Annotated in this window: 17 protein-coding genes; 5 read left to right on the top strand and 12 right to left on the bottom strand. The window is 65.5% G+C overall.

Features of this window, described 5'->3' with window-relative positions:
- On the top strand, window positions 1-1426 hold a 1426-nt coding region (locus HNH97_RS04000), incomplete at its 5' end, for a helicase C-terminal domain-containing protein (RefSeq protein ID WP_276509885.1).
- A gap of 23 nt (window positions 1427-1449) precedes the next feature.
- On the opposite strand, the gene HNH97_RS03995 is transcribed toward HNH97_RS04000, so the two are convergent.
- The 3 genes from HNH97_RS03995 to groES all read right to left on the bottom strand — a co-directional run bounded on the left by HNH97_RS03995 (window position 1450) and on the right by groES (window position 3988).
- Window positions 1450-1653 carry a cold-shock protein gene (locus HNH97_RS03995; RefSeq protein WP_003618203.1) on the bottom strand — a complete coding sequence of 68 codons (204 nt, stop codon included), beginning with the start codon at window positions 1651-1653 and terminating at the stop codon, window positions 1450-1452.
- 337 nt (window positions 1654-1990) lie between these two features.
- Window positions 1991-3640 (bottom strand): chaperonin GroEL, encoded by a 1650-nt coding sequence (gene groL / locus HNH97_RS03990; protein ID WP_171789949.1) that lies wholly within the window; start codon window positions 3638-3640, stop codon window positions 1991-1993.
- Between the two features lie 57 nt (window positions 3641-3697).
- Window positions 3698-3988: a co-chaperone GroES gene (groES, locus tag HNH97_RS03985; protein ID WP_110912768.1), complete on the bottom strand. Its 291-nt coding sequence runs from the start codon at window positions 3986-3988 to the stop codon at window positions 3698-3700.
- A gap of 464 nt (window positions 3989-4452) precedes the next feature.
- Between groES and HNH97_RS03980 the strand changes: the two genes are divergently transcribed.
- Entirely contained in the window at window positions 4453-5115 is a 663-nt protein-coding gene (locus HNH97_RS03980; protein ID WP_171789948.1) for a dienelactone hydrolase family protein, read from the top strand.
- A 137-nt stretch (window positions 5116-5252) separates the two neighbouring features.
- Here HNH97_RS03980 and HNH97_RS03975 read toward each other — a convergent pair whose 3' ends face one another.
- Together HNH97_RS03975 and HNH97_RS03970 are read right to left on the bottom strand one after the other, a co-directional pair.
- Window positions 5253-6161, bottom strand: a complete 909-nt coding sequence (locus HNH97_RS03975; RefSeq protein ID WP_110096385.1) for an S-methyl-5'-thioadenosine phosphorylase — start codon at window positions 6159-6161, stop codon at window positions 5253-5255.
- Window positions 6151-6969: a cytochrome c1 gene (locus tag HNH97_RS03970; protein ID WP_171789947.1), complete on the bottom strand. Its 819-nt coding sequence runs from the start codon at window positions 6967-6969 to the stop codon at window positions 6151-6153. The genes HNH97_RS03975 and HNH97_RS03970 overlap by 11 nt, the downstream gene beginning before the upstream one ends.
- Before the next feature lie 226 nt (window positions 6970-7195).
- Here HNH97_RS03970 and hemF point away from each other — a divergent pair, with 226 nt between their 5' ends.
- Complete coding sequence (gene hemF, locus HNH97_RS03965) at window positions 7196-8107, top strand: oxygen-dependent coproporphyrinogen oxidase (protein ID WP_110912790.1); 912 nt, start codon at window positions 7196-7198, stop codon at window positions 8105-8107.
- Window positions 8108-8248: 141 nt separating this feature from the next.
- A complete protein-coding gene (locus tag HNH97_RS03960) occupies window positions 8249-9337 on the top strand; it encodes a hypothetical protein (protein ID WP_265176216.1) in 1089 nt (362 codons plus the stop codon).
- Window positions 9338-9379: 42 nt separating this feature from the next.
- Here HNH97_RS03960 and HNH97_RS03955 read toward each other — a convergent pair whose 3' ends face one another.
- The 5 genes from HNH97_RS03955 to HNH97_RS03935 all read right to left on the bottom strand — a co-directional run bounded on the left by HNH97_RS03955 (window position 9380) and on the right by HNH97_RS03935 (window position 14593).
- Window positions 9380-9973 carry a Smr/MutS family protein gene (locus tag HNH97_RS03955; protein ID WP_265176128.1) on the bottom strand — a complete coding sequence of 198 codons (594 nt, stop codon included), beginning with the start codon at window positions 9971-9973 and terminating at the stop codon, window positions 9380-9382.
- Window positions 9974-10182: 209 nt separating this feature from the next.
- On the bottom strand, window positions 10183-11604 hold the full coding sequence (locus HNH97_RS03950) for a cytochrome-c peroxidase (protein ID WP_171789945.1): 1422 nt from the start codon (window positions 11602-11604) through the stop codon (window positions 10183-10185).
- Between the two features lie 114 nt (window positions 11605-11718).
- Complete coding sequence (locus tag HNH97_RS03945) at window positions 11719-12579, bottom strand: DNA-methyltransferase (RefSeq protein WP_110912763.1); 861 nt, start codon at window positions 12577-12579, stop codon at window positions 11719-11721.
- 41 nt (window positions 12580-12620) lie between these two features.
- Window positions 12621-13856 (bottom strand): murein transglycosylase A, encoded by a 1236-nt coding sequence (mltA, locus tag HNH97_RS03940; RefSeq protein WP_171789944.1) that lies wholly within the window; start codon window positions 13854-13856, stop codon window positions 12621-12623.
- A 53-nt stretch (window positions 13857-13909) separates the two neighbouring features.
- Window positions 13910-14593 (bottom strand): Tim44/TimA family putative adaptor protein, encoded by a 684-nt coding sequence (locus HNH97_RS03935; protein ID WP_110912761.1) that lies wholly within the window; start codon window positions 14591-14593, stop codon window positions 13910-13912.
- A 227-nt stretch (window positions 14594-14820) separates the two neighbouring features.
- Here HNH97_RS03935 and secB point away from each other — a divergent pair, with 227 nt between their 5' ends.
- Window positions 14821-15360: a protein-export chaperone SecB gene (gene secB / locus HNH97_RS03930; protein ID WP_110912760.1), complete on the top strand. Its 540-nt coding sequence runs from the start codon at window positions 14821-14823 to the stop codon at window positions 15358-15360.
- Between the two features lie 90 nt (window positions 15361-15450).
- Here the strand turns inward: secB and HNH97_RS03925 are convergent, their stop codons facing one another.
- Window positions 15451-16209: a uroporphyrinogen-III synthase gene (locus HNH97_RS03925; protein WP_244949291.1), complete on the bottom strand. Its 759-nt coding sequence runs from the start codon at window positions 16207-16209 to the stop codon at window positions 15451-15453.
- Window positions 16199-17275: a hydroxymethylbilane synthase gene (hemC, locus tag HNH97_RS03920; protein WP_110912759.1), complete on the bottom strand. Its 1077-nt coding sequence runs from the start codon at window positions 17273-17275 to the stop codon at window positions 16199-16201. Before hemC ends, HNH97_RS03925 begins: the two co-directional genes overlap by 11 nt.
- Between the last annotated feature and the right edge of the window lie 16 nt (window positions 17276-17291).

The following is a 17291-nucleotide window of genomic DNA, read 5'->3' as shown; positions in this document are numbered from 1 at the left end:
GCCCGCCCCCGGATGGTCCGCCCGCCTGGCCGATGCGGACGCGCCGGAGCCACCGCCGCCCGAAGACCCCGACATCCCGCCGCCACAGGGCGACCTGATCCCCATGGAGGCGGAACCCGAACCCGTTCTGTCGAACCCGACCGAGGCCCTGCTGGTGCTGCTGCGCCGGCAGGCGCTGGCGCGCACGCACGGCGGCCCGAATGCCCACCGGCGCGGTGCCGTGGAATGTGACCTCCATCCCGTTCCCGAAGAACTGGTCGAAGCCGCTCGCACGCTCGCCCGCGCGCTGGAGCGCCTGTCCACGCCGCTGCGCACGCTGGTCAACCGGCTTGGGGAACGGCTGGAGGAAGATGCAGAACAACTCGACAGTGCATCGCGCGAACGCATCGAGGCCGCGATCCGCGCCATCCGCAAACGTGCGCTGGCGCGGCTGGATGGCTGGGTCGCGATGCTGGGCGCCGTGGGGACGGAGCATGTGGCCGAACCGGGGCAGGTGCCGCAATATATCGACTTCATCCGCCTTGACCGGCGCGAAGGCCAGAAACCCGGCGAGCGTGACGTGGGACTGTACCGTCACTGGCTGGACCCGACCATTCCCTTTTCCGCCGTGCTGGCGGCGCCCGCGCATGGGCTGCTGGTGACATCGGCAACCCTGCGCGATGAAAACGACACCACGGACGAGGACGAGGCCGAACGCGCATGGGAAGCGGCTGAAGCCCGATTGGGCGCGACGCACCTGCCGATGCCAGCACTGCGCGCCTCGCTCGCCAGTCCGTTCGATTACCGCAGGCAGAGCCGTGCGTTCATCATCACCGATGTCGCCCATGACGATCCGGCCTCGCTGGCCGGGGCCTATCGCACCCTGTTCGAGGCGTCTGGCGGTGGGGGGCTGGGTCTGTTCACGGCGATATCACGATTGCGCGATGTCCATGCGCGGCTTGCCGGACCGCTGGAGATGGCGGGCCTTCCGCTCTATGCGCAGCATGTCGATCCGATGGACAATGCGACGCTGGTGGACATCTTCCGCAGCGAACATAATTCGTGCCTGCTGGGGACCGACGCCATGCGTGACGGCGTGGATGTGCCCGGACAGGCGTTGCGTCTGGTTGTGTTTGAACGGGTGCCGTGGCCGCGTCCCGATATCCTGCATCGCGAACGACGCATCCATCTGTCGGGTGGGGCGCCATCGCGGTATGATGACCGCATCGCGCGCCTGCGCCTGCGCCAGGCCTTTGGCAGGCTGATCCGTAGCGAGACGGATCGTGGGGTCTTTGTCCTGCTGGACCGGCGCACCCCGTCGCGCCTGCTGTCCGCGTTCCCGCCGGGGGTCGCGGTTCACCGCATGGGACTGGCCCATGCGGCGCGAGAGATCACGCGGTTTCTTCAAACCGGTGACGGAACGCCAGACGTCCCGCCAGCACCGTGATCCTTCGGCAAGCCTGCGAAGGCTTACAGCGGCTTGAGGTTGCTTGCCGCCGCCTTGCCACGTTCCATCGTGATGTCGTAGCTGACGGCCTGGTTCTCATCCAGGCCACGCAGGCCAGCGGCCTGCACTGCGGTGATGTGCACGAACACGTCCTTGCCACCATCGTCAGGCATGATGAATCCAAAACCCTTGGTCGCGTTGAACCACTTAACTTTTCCGGTTGCCATAGCCGATATACTCTCCTGCGCCTCTTTGCCGGTCCCAATACCGGGAATTCGGGCTCTCGCCTTTACGGTCATGAAAAAAACAGGGCATCCGGAAAAAACACCCAGTCGGATTTCACGTCGTTCGTGCTGCCTATAGGGGCAGCATGAATAGCTGCCCCTTGTCAAATCGCATCTCTAAAAAAAAAGTTCATGATGACAAAAAAAGAGGGAAGACGGACATGCCGCCTTCCCTCTTTTTGCATCCTGCAGGGCCGGAAATGGAGGGGAAAGGCGGTCCCGGCCGGAAACCACCCTCCCCCTTTTTTCCCGGACCCTGTTGTCCCGGGTGGGGGCTGGATCAGAAATCCATGCCGCCCATGCCACCCATGCCGCCCATTCCGCCTTCCGGCATCGCAGGCGCCTTCTTTTCCGGACGCTCGGCCACCATCGCCTCGGTGGTGATCAGCAGGCCGGCAACCGACGCCGCATCCTGCAGGGCCGTGCGCACGACCTTCATCGGGTCGATGATGCCAGCCGCGACCAGGTCCTTGTAGGTGCCTTCCTGCGCGTCGAAGCCGAACGCATAGGTTTCGTTCTCCAGCACCTTGCCGGCGATGACCGCACCGTCCTCGCCCGCGTTGTGGGCGATCTGGCGCAGCGGAGCCTGCAGGGCCTTGCGGATGATGCCCGCACCGACGCGCTGGTCCTCGTTGTGGAAGTGCAGGTGGCCCAGCGTCGTGGACGCACGCGCCAGCGCCGTGCCACCACCGGGGACGATGCCTTCCTCAACCGCGGCGCGGGTCGCATGCAGCGCGTCATCGACGCGGTCCTTGCGTTCCTTCACCTCGATCTCGGTCGAACCACCGACGCGGATCACCGCAACGCCACCGGCCAGCTTCGCAAGGCGTTCCTGCAGCTTCTCACGGTCGTAGTCGGAGGTGGTTTCCTCGATCTGCGCACGGATCTGGCTGCAACGGCCCTTGATGGCCTCGCCTTCGCCCGCACCCTCGACGATCGTGGTGTTTTCCTTGTCGATGTGCACCTTCTTCGCGGTGCCCAGCATGTTCAGCGTGACGCTTTCGAGCTTGATGCCCAGGTCTTCGCTGATGACCTGCCCACCGGTCAGGATCGCGATGTCTTCGAGCATCGCCTTGCGACGGTCACCAAAGCCCGGAGCCTTCACCGCGGCGATCTTCAGGCCGCCACGCAGCTTGTTGACCACCAGGGTCGCCAGCGCCTCGCCATCGACGTCCTCGGCGATAATCAGCAGCGGACGGCCCGACTGCACCACCGCCTCGAGCAGCGGCAGCATCGGCTGCAGCGACGACAGCTTCTTTTCGTGGATCAGGATGTAGGGGTTGTCCAGATCGACGGTCATCTTCTCCGCGTTCGTCACGAAATACGGGGAGATGTAGCCACGATCGAACTGCATGCCCTCGACCACGTCGAGTTCGGTGTGCAGGCCCTTCGCTTCCTCGACGGTGATCACGCCCTCGCTGCCGACCTTCTGCATGGCCTGCGAGATCATTTCGCCGATTTCCTTTTCGCCATTGGCGGAAATCGTGCCGACCTGCGCCGTTTCGGCAGGCGTCGTGATCTTCTTGGTGTTCTTCTTCAGTTCCTCGACAACCGCGCCGACAGCCTTGTCGATGCCGCGCTTGAGGTCCATCGGGTTCATGCCGGCGGCAACGGCCTTGGCACCTTCGCGCACGATTGCCTGCGCCAGGACGGTCGCGGTGGTCGTGCCGTCACCGGCGATGTCGTTGGTCTTGCTGGCGACTTCGCGCACCATCTGCGCGCCCATGTTCTCGAACTTGTCAGCCAGTTCGATTTCCTTGGCGACCGAGACACCGTCCTTGGTGATGCGCGGTGCGCCAAAGCTCTTGTCGAGGACGACGTTACGTCCCTTCGGACCCAGTGTTACCTTGACCGCATCGGCCAGGATATCCACGCCACGCAGCATGCGCCGACGTGCTTCATCGCCGAACTTTACGTCCTTGGCAGCCATTTTCATTTTCTCCAGTAGGAAAGGTTATTTTTTCGAATCAGACGCAGGTGCGCGAGATCAGGCGACAACGCCCATGATGTCGCTTTCCTTCATGATCAGCAGCTCTTCGCCATCGATCGTGACTTCGGTGCCGGACCACTTGCCGAACAGCACACGGTCACCAGCCTTGACGTCGAGGGCGACGATCTGGCCCTGTTCGTTGCGGGCACCCGCTCCGACCGAGATAACCTCGCCTTCCATCGGCTTTTCCTTGGCGGTCTCGGGGATGATGATCCCACCGGCTGTCTTTTCCTCGCTCTTGAGGCGACGGACAACCACGCGGTCATGCAGGGGACGAAATTTCGTCATTGGATGGATCGCTCCATAATCTAAAAAAGGTAACGCCCTTGAATTAAGCAACGCCACCGGTTTGGCGCGCGCGCCAGGCCGCATCGCGTTAGCACTCCCCTCATGAGAGTGCTAAAGAGCAGATAGGAAGACCTCTTTTGGGTGTCAAGGGAAGCAGCAGGATTCACGATCAAGTTTCCCATCCCCACGACGCGGCCCGCATGGGGGCGCAGGCCAATCCATAATATATTATTTTAAATCAATATATTACCAACATTCCTGCACCACCGGCCCCGGCCCCGCACGGGCTGCATGCGTCCCCTGCGCCCCATGCCACCACCCGAGTCCCGCGCACGGCGTCATCACACCCGCGGTACCGCCTGTGTCAGGGGCGGCGGTGAATGTGATATAGGTCTGGCCTTCACCGATGGCCGCATGGGGTCGTCACATCATGCACGACCAGCCCACACCAGAGGGAGACATATATGGGATCGATCATCACCCTGACCGCCACGGACGGGCACAAATTTTCCGCCTATCGCGCGGGGCGTCCCGATGCGCGGCGCGCCGTGGTGGTGGTACAGGAAATCTTTGGCGTCACCCCCTATATCCGCGCCGTCTGCGACCAGTTGGCGAGCGAAGGGTATCAGGCCATCGCACCCGCGATTTTCGACCGGGCGCGCCGTGACGTGATCCTTCCCTATTCCGCCGAAGGGATGAAGGAAGGGCTTGCCCTGCGCGCGCAGACACCGCTGGAGGGGACACTCCTGGACCTTACCGCCGCGGCGGATGCGCTGACGACGGAAAAAAAGGGGATCATGGGGTTCTGCTGGGGCGGGACGCTGGCGTGGGAAGCCGCATGCCGCACCACCACCTTCGCCGCGGCGGTGGGATGGTATGGCGGGGGGATCGCGGCGGAACGCGCGCTGACGCCCAACTGCCCGGTGCAACTGCATTTCGGGGCGGATGACGCCCACATCCCGTCCGGCGACATCGACGCCATCCGCGCCGCGCACGAAGATATCGAGATCTTTGTCTATGAAGGGGCGGATCACGGCTTCGGCTGCACCGACCGCGCCAGCTACAACGAAACCGCCGCAACACTTGCGATGCAGCGCACGCTCAGCTTTTTCGAGCACTGGCTGTAAATGAATAAAAGTTTTTGGTGAAGCTTTTTCCAAAAAGCTTCGAAAAACACCGCCTTTTTGAAAAAAGGCGGCACCCAGAAACTTTTAAATGATTTCAGTCTTGCCCATCCCCCAAGAAGGGATGGGCACAAGCAGCCTCAGCCGCGTGCGAGCACCCGTCCCGCGATCGCATCCAGCTTCGCCAGCAGGGCGGGATCGCGGCTGTCAGGCGCGGTGATGATGGCATGTTCCAGCGCACGGTCACATCCGGCATGGCACGGGCCACGCGGCTTGCCCAGTTGCGGGATGACCGCACGCACCAGCGCACGCGCCCGGCTGGAATTTTCCTGCATCACCTTGACCACCGCATCGACCGTCACGCTGTCATGACCATCGTGCCAGCAGTCATAGTCGGTCACCATCGCGACGGTGGCGTAGCACATCTCCGCCTCCCGGGCGAGCTTGGCTTCGGGCATGTTGGTCATGCCAACGACCGAGCATCCCCATGAACGATACAGGTTGCTTTCCGCACGGGTGGAGAACTGCGGCCCTTCCATCACCAGGTACGTGCCGCCGCGCGTGACATCCAGCCCCAGCGCCCGGCACTGCCCTTCCAGCACGTCGCCAATGCGCGGGCACAGCGGGTCGGCCATGCTGACATGGGCGACACAGCCCGTATCGAAGAACGTCTTTTCGCGTGCGAACGAACGGTCGATGAACTGGTCGATGACCACGAAATGACCCGGCGGCAGTTCTTCCTTGAGCGATCCCACGGCGGAGAGCGAGACGATGTCCGTTACCCCCGAACGCTTCAGCGCATCGATATTGGCGCGGTAGTTCAGGCGCGTCGGCGGCAGCGGGTGGCCACGGCCATGGCGCGGCAGGAACACGCAGCGCACGCCATCAAGCCGGCCGAACAGCAACTGGTCCGACGGCTTGCCCCACGGGGTTTCGACCGTGCGCCATTCCTTGTCTTCAAGCCCTTCGATGTCATACAGGCCGGAGCCTCCGATCAGGCCGATGACGGGCTCGATCACATCAGACGGGTGGGCGGGTTCAGTGGACATCGGACCATATTCTCCGTTTCAGACAGAAGGTAAGCACAAGCAGGACCAGCAGGAACACGATGACACGCACACCCGTGCGGTGGCGTTCCTCCAGATGGGGATGGGCCGCCCACGTCAGGAACGTGACGACATCATCGGCCTGCTGCGCCGCGGTGGGGGCCGTGCCGTCGGCATAGGTCACGCCGCCATCATGCAGCGGCGGCGGCATGGCGATCAGCCCGTTGACGGCATAGGGGTTGTAGAAACTGCCCGCCGGGACCTGCGTGCCCGGCGGCGGAGCCTGCCCGTAGCCCAGCAGCAGCGCGCGCATGCGATCCGCCCCGCCGGGATAGACCATTTCCAGCCGCGACTGGTCCGGCGGCCGCGCGCCATGGTTGGCCGCCGCCGCAATGGCGGGCGTGGCATAGGGCGAACGCAGGTGGTCATCGGCGGTGGCCGGGCGCTTCACCGGCTTGCCCGCCGCATCCACGCCCGCGGGCACCTGGTGCGCATGGGCGATGCGGCGCACCTGCTCCTCTGTCAGGCCCATGCCACCGAGATCGCCATAGGTCAGCGCCGTCATGCCGTGGCAGGAGGAACAGACATGGTCATAGACCACGTATCCGCGCTGCACCGCCGCCATGTCGAACGTGCCCAGCGGTCCCGTAAAGCTCCACGAATGGGGCGGGACCGGGGTTGCGGACTGCGCGCGCGCGGGACTGCCCTGCCCCGTGGCGAGGGCCGACAGGACAAGGCAGGCAGCAGCGGCGCGGAGGGCGCGCGGGCGGATACCCGGCGCGGCCGGAAGGAAAGGCAGGAACCGTATCATCCGGGTTCAGGCTTCGTCACAGGCAGGAAAAGGCAGCATCTTGGTCCGGTCATGTCCGTATCGGCACCGGGCAGGAACCCGCGTGTTCATCTGGCGCCGAACATACCCGCCGCCGTTGCCTTTTCCTAGCGGTGGCACGACCTGTCTTGCAATCGAAAGGACAAACAGGCACCCATACCCTTTCACGGACCCAGAGCTGAAGCCAGACCTGAAAACAATGACCCAGATGACCAACGCCCGCCCGCCCCTTGCCCATGACACCATGAAGGAGGCGGCCCGCACATGGTTCGAAAGCCTGCGCGACCGTATCTGCGCCGCCTTTGAACAGATCGAGGACGAGGCCGCGCGCGACGATGCCCCCACGCTTGACGGGCGCAGCGCGCCGGGCCGTTTCGAACGCACGCCATGGAACCGTGGCACGAACGAGGACGGATCCCCCGGCGGCGGCGGCGTCATCAGCCTGATGCGCGGGCGGGTGTTTGAAAAAGTGGGGGTCAACGTCTCCACCGTGTCGGGCATGTTCAGCCCGGAATTCCGCCACTCCATCCCCGGCGCGTCCGAAGACCCGCGCTTTTTTGCAACCGGCATCAGCCTTGTTGCGCATATGTGCAGCCCGCTGGTCCCGGCCGCGCATTTCAACACCCGCATGATCGTCACGACCGAAGGCTGGTTCGGTGGCGGCGGCGACATCACGCCGATGTTTCCCGACAGTGCGGAGGCCATTGCCGACGCCCGGCGTTTCCATGACGGGTTCCGCACGGCGTGCGAAAAGCACGACCCCGAATATTATCCGCGCTTTCGCGACTGGTGCGACAGGTATTTCCACCTGCCCCACCGCAACGAACCGCGCGGGCTTGGCGGTATTTTCTATGACCGCCTGCACAGCGGCGACGCCGATGCCGACTTCGCCTTTACCCGTGACGTGGGGCTTGGCTTCCTCGAAACCTATCCCGACATCGTGCGCGGCCGCATGATGGAACCATGGACCCCCGCCCAGCGCGAGGCGCAACTGATCCGGCGCGGACGGTATGTGGAGTTCAACCTGCTGCATGACCGCGGCACCCTGTTCGGCCTGAAAACCGGCGGGAATACCGAAGCCATCCTGATGAGCCTTCCCCCGGAGGTGCGCTGGCCCTAAATTGGCCGCATGGCTGCCGCAATGCGCGGCCAGCATCCCGTTCCCAACCCGATGACGCGGAGTAGCCACAACTTGTCCCCACCCCCACCCGATGACCCATCATCCCCATGCCCCGTCCGGCCCGCACGGCCGGGCGGGCATGTGATACGGCGCCGGGATTTCGTGCTCGCGGCCCTGCCCTTCGCGGTGGCGGCCCTTGCGGGACGGGCAAGGGCCTCCGAACTGCCCCCCAAGCGGCTGCCGGCGCAGGCGCAGTCGGTCACCAGCCCGCAACTCCTGCTGGGTGGGGACAGGGGCAGCCCGGCGGGACGGTGGGGCAGCCTGCTGGCCCCGGAACTTGAACGCGCCTTCGGCCACGGGCAGGTGGTTTCAACCCGCATGACCGTGGGACAGGATGGCGTCACGGCGGCCAACCTGTTCGATACCCAGACCCCGCCCGACGGGACCACCGCGCTGGCGGTGCCGGGGGCGGCACTGGTCGCCGCCCTGTCGGGGGCGCCGCGCATCCATTTCGATTACACCCGCTGGCTGCCCCTGTTCTTCAGCCTGCTGTCGCCGGTGGTGATCGGGCGCGCGCAGCTTCACCACAACCTTGAAAATTTCATGCGCGACCGCCCGGTGCGCATCGCGGTGTCCACCCTGACGGGCATTGAACTGCCGACCGTCCTTGGCATGACGCTGTTCGGCCTGCGTCCCATTCCCGTGCCCGGCCTTGCCAGCGTCACGGACGCGATCACGGCGCTGCGGGACAACCAGGTCGATGTGATCCAGATCCTCGACCCGCAGGGGTCCGCCGAAACGCGCACGGCGATCGAGGCCCTGTCGCATGATGGCTATCCCGCCCTCTTTACCCTGACCGACAGCGTGGCGCTCGATATCGGCGGGCAGCACGTGCCATGCATGCATGACGTGCTGCTGCGTGAAAACCATTCGGCCCTGTCCACCCTGCTTTATGGGGCGTGGACGGCGCTCGCCGGGGCGGCGTCGCTGGATATCGGGCTGGTGCTGCCGATGCTGACCCCGCCGCCGCTGGTCGCGGAATGGCGTCACGCCACCGACATTGCCATCGACGGCGCGGACATCCGCACCATGGCCGGCAGCACGGGACGCAGGCTGCTTGATGCGGAGGCATGCACGGCGTCCTACCGGCAGATGGCGGGCGATGTGACCTCCATCATGGCGCTGCGGCGCTGGCTTTCGACCCACCTGCCCGACTGGCGCATGGGCTGAGGGCAGCACCCAGAAACTTTTGTCTTTTTTCGGAACCGCCTCTCAGGCGCGCGACTGCCGACGCAGCAGCACCCGGACTGCCCCCTGGTTGGCCGCATGCGGATGCACCACCGCAAGGATGAAGCGCCGCAGGTCCGCACGCCCCAGCCATAGCGGAAGTTCGCGACGCAGGATGCCGCCATTGACGCCACTGCCCAGCCCGGTGATGATTTCCACGCACCGCACATTGTCGGCCCGCGCCTGCAACAGGAAGGTATGCAGGCGATAGAACGCCGTCTGCGCGATCTGCCCATGCAGGTCCAGCCGCCGCTGCGGACGCAGCCGTCCGCTGACCAGCCCGCGCCAGCTTGTATCATCAAGGCCGGGACGCCGGACCCCGATTTCAAGCGCACGGTCATGGTCCGTCCTGCCATGAATGGACCGCTGGTGCAGTCCGGGCGGGGTGAGGCGGCGGATGCCATCGGCAGGCACCGCCATCTTCGATGCTGGCGCGCCCTCCTGCGCCGGGGATGACCCCTGCGGGGGCGACAGTGGCGCGCGCGGCGCAGCACGGGCCGGGCGCAAGGGCGAAATATCCTGCGTAAAGGCCGCCCACAGCGCCTGCTCATCCTGATTGAGTATCCGACGCCGCCGCACCTTCACCTTCCTCCCGCGCCCGCTATTCCCGTTTTCCCGGCAGATGATGACGCGCAAAACAGCCCGACATGCGCCACACGACAGGATGGGATCCTGTCGCCGTTCCTTATCATGACATACTGCCATACCGGCATCAAAAAACCCCGCCGCATGATGCGGCGGGGCAAGAACCGGCAGGACGCCGGTGGCGGCTGCAGGCCAGAAAGTCCTTACTGCGCGCCGGGCTGTTCCAGCGTCAGGGTCTGTCCCTGATACTTGCCCGTCAGGGTGTTGAGGAAGGCGACGATGTCGGCCACGTCCTGGTCGGAGATATCGTGGTCCGGCGTCTGGTAACGCGCCATGTCCCGCACCGCACCGTCAAGCGTCTTGACGCTGCCGTCATGGAAATACGGCGCGGTCAGGGCCACATTGCGCAGGTTGGGCACCTTGAAGCGTTCCATGTCCTGCTGCTGGTGGGTGACGGTAAAGCGTCCCTTGTCCGCGTCGGTGATCGCCCCGCCACGCGCGGCGAAGTAGTCGCCCTCCAGGCCCATGACCTCGAACGCCTGCCCGCCCATCGACGCGCCGGTATGACAGCCGGAGCAGCCGATATTCTTGAACAGTTCGTAGCCGTGCTTTTCCTGCGTGTTGAGCGCGGTGTCATCGCCCTTCAGGTACTGGTCGAACCGGCTGTCGGGCGTCAGCAGCGTCTTTTCGAACTCGGCGATCGCAGCGGTGATCGTATCCTGGTTGATGTCCGCACTGCCGAAGGCGGTCTGGAAATCCGTGACATAGGTCGGATCGGCCCGCAGGCGGTCGGCCACGGCGTTCCAGTCATGCGATCCCATTTCCAGCGGGTTCATCACCGGCCCCGCCGCCTGATCCGCCAGCGTCGCGGCACGCCCGTTCCAGAACTGGCTCTTGTTCAGCGCGGCATTGAACACCGTCGGGTCGTTGATCGGCCCCTTCTGCCCAAAGATGCCCGTCGCGGTGACCAGGCCGTCCATGCCGGCATGCTGCAGGCTGTGGCAGCTTGCGCAGTTCAGCTCCCCGTTTTCCGACAGCTTCTTTTCAAAGAACAGCCGCTGCCCCAGCGCCACCTTGTTCGCATCCACGGGCAGGGATTCGGGCACGGGCTGCACCGGTTCGGCGGCAAAGCGCGACGCCACCCCCGGCGTTGCGTAATGTTCACGCCGTTCCTGCGCGATCCATGACAGGACGGCGTCACGCTGTTCGGTGGACATGCGGGCATGCCAGTGCATCAGCAGGTACAGCGAGGGCGGCATGCGGTTCTGGCGCACCACTTCCTCGATCCGGGCCATGGCTTCCTCGCCGGGGACCTTGCCGGTCTGCAGGGCCTCGATCACGGGCTCGACACGGAAATGGCGCAGGCCCTGGTCGCGGTCGCGGTTCATCAACTGGTTGGCCACCGGCACCTTGAAATAGAACGGCAGTTCCACCTTCGCCGCGTGACAGTAATCGCACCGCGCCTCGCGCAGGACGTTCAGCGCCGTGGCCGAAACGGCATCGACACCCGCCCCTGCCGGCGCGGGCGCCGTTTCATGATCGAAATGGGTCAGATAGGCGACAGTACCGCCGTACGCTACGCCCCCGGCGGCCACGATCCCCAGAATCGCCTTCCTTACCGACATGTCCCTGTATTCCCCCGTCTGTGTTCGGGGATGTTCTGACCGATCGGCGGAGCATTTGTCAAAATAATCGTTTCAATGAAAACAAGTGAAAAAATCAATAACCGGGAATGCGCCTCACGCGCCGCTTTCACGCAGGGCCGCGCGCACGCGTTCGCGCGCGATCTCGACATAGCCACTGTCAAGGTCGATGCCGATTCCACGCGCCCCTTCGCGCAGGGCGGCGACAATGGTCGTACCCGTCCCCATGAAGGGGTCCAGCACCACCGCATCGGGGCGGCCATGCAGGCGGATGCACATCTGCGGCAGGCTGACGGGGAAGGTGCCGGGGTGGTTGTATTTCTGCGCCCTGCCCTGCACCGTTTCATACGGGACGAACCACGTATCCCCCCGGCAGCGCCGGTCCTGCCGGTGCCCGCGGCGTGCGATGTTCGACTTGTCCATATAGGGCACGCCGACATCAAGCCGCCGGAGGTTCACATTCCCCGACCGGGTCAGGTGAAACAGGTGTTCGTGGTTGCGATGGAGATAGCGGTGGCTGTTGACCGGCTTGAAATGGCCGAACGTTTCCGTCCCGATCGAAATCGACTTCACCCAGCTTATATGGTTCTGCAGCGCGAACAGCGCGCGCAGCCTTACCGCGAGTTCGAACGGCAGCCATGGCTGCGCCGATGACCCGGCGATATTGAGGAAGAACGACCCGTCAGGTTTCAGCACGCGCCGGACCTGGCGTGCGATCGCCACCATCCAGTCGAGATAACCCTGTTCATCAAGCGTATCGTTATAGGTGCTGTAGCGCAGGCCGATATTGTACGGCGGCGATGTCACCACGACATCGACACTGTCGGCCGGCATCCGGCGCAGGACCTTCAGGCAGTCGCCGCGCACCAGTTGGTGCGGCCCCTCGCGATAACGTATGGTGCGTGGCGGCACGGGCCCCTGTGGGCCGGCCGCCGTGGTGGTGGACCGCCCGGCCATGGTTCTCTACCCCTTGTTGTCGCGCGATCGGTCGTGACCGGTCAGGGTGCGTTATCCCCGGAGTCCCTGCCATTCCCTGTATCCTGCGCCGCCTTGCGGGGCAGCAGCACGACCAACTGGCCAACGGAATGCTGGGCCGCGGCATCCTGCGCCGCCTCCGGACCCCAGCCAAGATACAGGTCCACGCTTCCGGTTCCCTTGACGTCACGGCTCAGGTCCTGCGCGAATCCCAGCCGTTTCCACGCTTCCACATGGCCCGACGCATTGACGGCCGTATCGATCCACACCGGCGCACCCAGCGGGATGGCATGGCGGTCCACCGCCAGCGAACGCCCCGGCGTCAGCGGCACGCCCAGCGCACCCGGCGTCCCCACATCGGTGGTGTCCGACGGCAGTTCGGTGAAGAAGACGTAATTGGGATTCTGCTCCATCACGCTGCGGGCCTGTTCGGGATGCTCCTCCAGCCAGGCGCGAATCGCCGTCAGGCTGACATGGCCTTCCTCAAGGTAGCCCTTCTGCACCATCACCTGACCAAGCGGGACATAGGGCTGCCCGTTATGCCCGTCGAAGCTGAGGCGTACGACCTTCTCGTTGGGCAGGCGCACACGCCCCGCGCCCTGCACCTGCAGGAAGAACAGGTCAACCGGGTCGGCCACCCACAGCAGTTCCAGCTTGTGATGTGCAAGCGCCCCGCCATCGATCTGCGCACGGGTGGCGTAGGGGACGAATTTCTTGCCTTCCCACCGGCCGGTCTGCATGTGGCCCTGTGCGTCGCGCACGCGCTGCAGGTCGGCCGGCCGGCGATAGACCGGAGTCTGGTAGATGCCGCCGCGTTTCAGGGAGCCACGGATTTCAGGTTCGTAATACCCGGTGAACAGCGTCCCCTGCCGGTCGGGCGTGCCGATGCGGTAGGGCCGGAACCATGTCTGGAAGAAGTCGCGCGCCGCGGCATCACTATCGGGTGCGACCCTGCGCGCGGCGTCGCACGCCGCCAGCCAGTCGCCGACATGGTTGCCCACCCGGGCCGTGCCATCGCCAAGCGCGCTGTCGGCCGGCAGGGAGCCGAGCTTGTGACATTCCTCCACAAAGACCGAAAGCGCCTGCGCCGTACTGTCGGCATCCCAGCCCGGAACCTTTGCAAAGGAAATGGCCTTGGTCTTGGCGGGAAACCTGTTCTGCCCGTGGGAGGCCGCATGGGCGGTTCGGAGCCCCATCTGCGGGGCAAGGCCATAGCACGCACACAGGAGCGCCGACGCAAGAACAGGTACAGGCTTCATGGTCAATCGGGAACAGTCTCTGGCTGGTGTTTCTTGGGAGGAAGGCGGGAAGGTCAGGCGCTGCGGCTGGCGCCAAGGCGCCACTGCGCGCCGGTGACGGCAACGCCGAGGATCCGTTCGAACGTCCACAGGTCCGAAAATTCGGTCACGGCATCCACACCCGCGACCGGCTGCCCGTTCTGGTCGAGCGTCACGCTGACCTGGTCGGACACGATACGCACCTCGATGCGGGCATACGGCACGCTGGCATCGGGGGAGAGTTCCGCATCCGTGATCGCCATGTCGGTGATGTCACGGATCTCGCTGCGCATGGTCTCATGCGCCTGCTGGCGCGAAACGATCGCGGCCTCGAACGCGGTAAACGTGCTTTCGGTCAGGTGCTGGCGCAGGGTCTCGACATCGCCCACGGCATAGGCATGGACGATCTGGCGAAAGGCGGCCTCCGCCTCCCTGATGAAGCTGTCGGGCGTAAATCCCGGCTGGCGCGCGGCAATCGCGGACAGCACCTGCCCCACGCGGGTATCGGGCGTGGGAATGTCATAGGTCGTGGCAGGCGCCACGGGTTCGGGCGTCCCCTCGATCACCGGGGCGGGGGCGGCCGCCGGACGTATCGGCTGCGGCGCGGGTTCGGCGCCGACACGCCGGCCCAGGATACCCCGCAGGCGCAGCACCAGAAACACGGCGATCAGCCCCAGGAACACCAGATCAAGGGGGAAATGCCCGAATAGAAAATCCATGCCGCCTGTCCATACCCGCGAGCGGGAGAACCCCGACCCGTTAAAAAAATCCTTCGGCAAACATAGGCAACGCCCGCTGCCAAGACAATGCGACAGAAGCGTTTAATGCGCATATCGCGGGAATTGCACCACGACGCGACATGGTTGGCGAACGCGTGGAGGCATGCTACCGGCTTGGAACACCCGTTTTCCTTCCCCCTTTTCCGTCTCAGGGAACAAAGAGCCACATGACCGACAAGCCTTCCGACCTTCCGAAGAACGCCGACGCACCGCAGGAGGAACAGGCCGCTCCGCAGATCTTCAGGACGATCAACATCCAGTACGTCAAGGATCTCTCGTTCGAGGTTCCGAATGCCCCGCTGATCTTCCAGCAGTTGCAGACGGAAACCCCCACCATGCAGCCGCAGATCGACGTGCAGGCGCGGCAGATCACCCGTGAACAGCCCCTGTACGAGGTGACCCTGCACACGAAGATCGAGGCCTCGCTGCCGCCTGTGACCCCGGACACGCAGGCGGCCGCCCGTCAGGTGTTCATTGTCGAACTGTACTACTGCGCGCTGGTGACGGTAACGGGTGCGCCCGAACATATCCTTGAGCAGATCCTCGAAATCGAAACCCCGAGCCTGCTTTTCCCGTTCGTGCGTAACATCGTGAATGACGCGACGCGCGATGGCGGATTCCCGCCGGTCCTGCTGCAGCCCGTCGATTTCGCGGCGCTGTGGCACCACAAGCGCAACACCTTCGCGCAGGCTGCCGGACACGCCTGAAACCGGCGCCCTTCCAACTGGCGCGCTTCGTCGTGACGGAGGCACAGGCCCGGCGGGATCACCCCGCCGGGCTTTTTTGTGCCCTGCCCCTCAGCCCCGCGCGCCAAGGCAGGCGAGCATGCCCGCACTGTCAGGGGTGGGGGCGACCTCCACCGACTTCCACTGCGCCGCATCGAGCACATCGGCCGTGCGTGCGGAAATGACGATGGCGCGTACCTGCGCCAGCGCCATGCGCAGGGCGGGCGTCAACGCCTCCATGAACGCCTGCGCCGTGCGGGGGGAGTAGAACAGCACCGCCCCCGCCTGCCCCCGTCGCAGCATCTCACCGGCCCGTGCATCCAGCCGCCTGCGCCGCGTCACGCGATAGACCACGCGCCGCCGGACCCGGAACCCCGCATCGCGCAGGCCGCGGGCAAGGTCCATGCCGTATCCCCGCCCCATCGCCAGCAACAGCGCACCCGCCGACGGGACGACGCATGCCAGCAGCATCCGGCCCAGCCCCTCCGCCGTGCCTTCGGGCGCGACCTGCACATGGACAAACCCGGCGGCGCGCGCCCGGCGCGCGGTCGCGGCCCCGACGGCATAGCAGGGGATGTTCACAAGGTCCGGCAACGCAATGGCGGAGATGGCCTGGCTGCTGGTCACGACCACGGCCTGCGGCGGCGCTGCCGCCGAGGCGGCACCGCCCGGCGCCAGTGGACACGACACGATATCCAGCATCGGGGCGGCAACGGGACGCCACCCCTGCGCGGCGGTGGCTTCCATCGTTTCGGCAAGGCCGGGGGGCGGGCGCGTCACCAGCACGCCCGCCCTGTCACGCAACGGCGGCGCGTGGGGCCTATTCGGCAAAGATGTCCGGCGGGCTGTCGGCCCGCAGGCTGCGGCCCAGCGCATGGCCAAGGCGCGCGGCATCGGACGGCGCGCCGCTGATGGAACGCTTGAGCAGGAAGGACCCGTCCTCCCGCGCGACAAGACCCGTCAGGTGCAGTTCCGGCGCGCCCCCGGCCACCACCGGGATCAGGCGCGCATACCCGCCGATCGGCGTGCGGCACGACCCGTCAAGTTCCGCAAGCAGCGCGCGCTCCGCCGTGGCGACGGCGCGGGCCTCATAATCCTCGATCGCGGCAAGGAGTTCGCGCAGTTCGATATCGCTTTCGCGCACCGTCACACCGACGATCCCCTGCCCCGCGGCGGGCACCATGATGGTGGGATCGAGGATGACGTCGGCGCGATCCTCCATCCCCAGGCGACGCAGGCCCGCCAGCGCCAGCAGGGTGGCGTCGCACTGCCGCGCCGCCAGCTTGTCGAGGCGCGTCTGCACATTGCCGCGCAGCAGGCCGAACCGCAGGTCGGGACGGACATGCAGCATCTGCGCCTGCCGCCGCACGGACGCGCATCCCACCAGCGCACCGGGGGCAAGCGCGGAATACGGGTCCATCGGGTCGGGCGTGGGGCAGTCGGGGCCAAGGATCAGCACGTCGCGCGCATCCTCGCGCCGCAGGGTGCACGCCAGCACCAGTCCCGGCGGCAGCGTCGTCTCCAGGTCCTTGAGGCTGTGGACCGCAAAATCGATCCGCCCGTCGAGCAGGGCTTCGTGGATTTCCTTGGCGAACAGCCCCTTGCCGCCAATTTCCGCCAGCTTGCGGTTGAGCACCTGATCGCCCGTCGTGCTGATCTGGTGTTCCTGGAACGCGCCCATGTCGCGCAGGACCGGGCAGAAGCGCGTCAGCACCGTCAGGAACGCGCGCGTCTGCACGAGTGCCAGCGGGGACGCGCGCGTTCCCACCTTCAGCGGCAGTTGCCTGCGGTGCGGCTCGGCGCGGGGGGCGTCCTTTCGCTGGCGTGCAGCGGCCTCGGCCGCGACTTTCTGCAGCGCGGACGACGGAGCGGGGGCGGAAGACTTTGCGAAATCCATATCGCGTGTCTATTAC

The sequence above is a fragment of the Gluconacetobacter entanii genome (genome assembly GCF_013155425.1).
GTDB classification, from domain to species: Bacteria; Pseudomonadota; Alphaproteobacteria; order Acetobacterales; family Acetobacteraceae; genus Novacetimonas; species Novacetimonas entanii.
The sequence above is the reverse complement of the archived record's forward strand: the minus strand, read 5'-3'. Positions and strand labels throughout refer to the sequence as shown.

What these genes read in the sequence shown, in the direction of transcription:
- HNH97_RS03995 (WP_003618203.1), bottom strand. Translation starts at nt 1,653, where the DNA reads ATGGCAACCGGAAAAGTTAAGTGGTTCAACGCGACCAAGGGTTTTGGA.
- groL (WP_171789949.1), bottom strand. Translation starts at nt 3,640, where the DNA reads ATGGCTGCCAAGGACGTAAAGTTCGGCGATGAAGCACGTCGGCGCATG.
- groES (WP_110912768.1), bottom strand. Translation starts at nt 3,988, where the DNA reads ATGACGAAATTTCGTCCCCTGCATGACCGCGTGGTTGTCCGTCGCCTC.
- HNH97_RS03980 (WP_171789948.1), top strand. Translation starts at nt 4,453, where the DNA reads ATGGGATCGATCATCACCCTGACCGCCACGGACGGGCACAAATTTTCC.
- HNH97_RS03975 (WP_110096385.1), bottom strand. Translation starts at nt 6,161, where the DNA reads ATGTCCACTGAACCCGCCCACCCGTCTGATGTGATCGAGCCCGTCATC.
- HNH97_RS03970 (WP_171789947.1), bottom strand. Translation starts at nt 6,969, where the DNA reads ATGATACGGTTCCTGCCTTTCCTTCCGGCCGCGCCGGGTATCCGCCCG.
- hemF (WP_110912790.1), top strand. Translation starts at nt 7,196, where the DNA reads ATGACCAACGCCCGCCCGCCCCTTGCCCATGACACCATGAAGGAGGCG.
- HNH97_RS03950 (WP_171789945.1), bottom strand. Translation starts at nt 11,604, where the DNA reads ATGTCGGTAAGGAAGGCGATTCTGGGGATCGTGGCCGCCGGGGGCGTA.
- HNH97_RS03945 (WP_110912763.1), bottom strand. Translation starts at nt 12,579, where the DNA reads ATGGCCGGGCGGTCCACCACCACGGCGGCCGGCCCACAGGGGCCCGTG.
- mltA (WP_171789944.1), bottom strand. Translation starts at nt 13,856, where the DNA reads ATGAAGCCTGTACCTGTTCTTGCGTCGGCGCTCCTGTGTGCGTGCTAT.
- HNH97_RS03935 (WP_110912761.1), bottom strand. Translation starts at nt 14,593, where the DNA reads ATGGATTTTCTATTCGGGCATTTCCCCCTTGATCTGGTGTTCCTGGGG.
- secB (WP_110912760.1), top strand. Translation starts at nt 14,821, where the DNA reads ATGACCGACAAGCCTTCCGACCTTCCGAAGAACGCCGACGCACCGCAG.
- hemC (WP_110912759.1), bottom strand. Translation starts at nt 17,275, where the DNA reads ATGGATTTCGCAAAGTCTTCCGCCCCCGCTCCGTCGTCCGCGCTGCAG.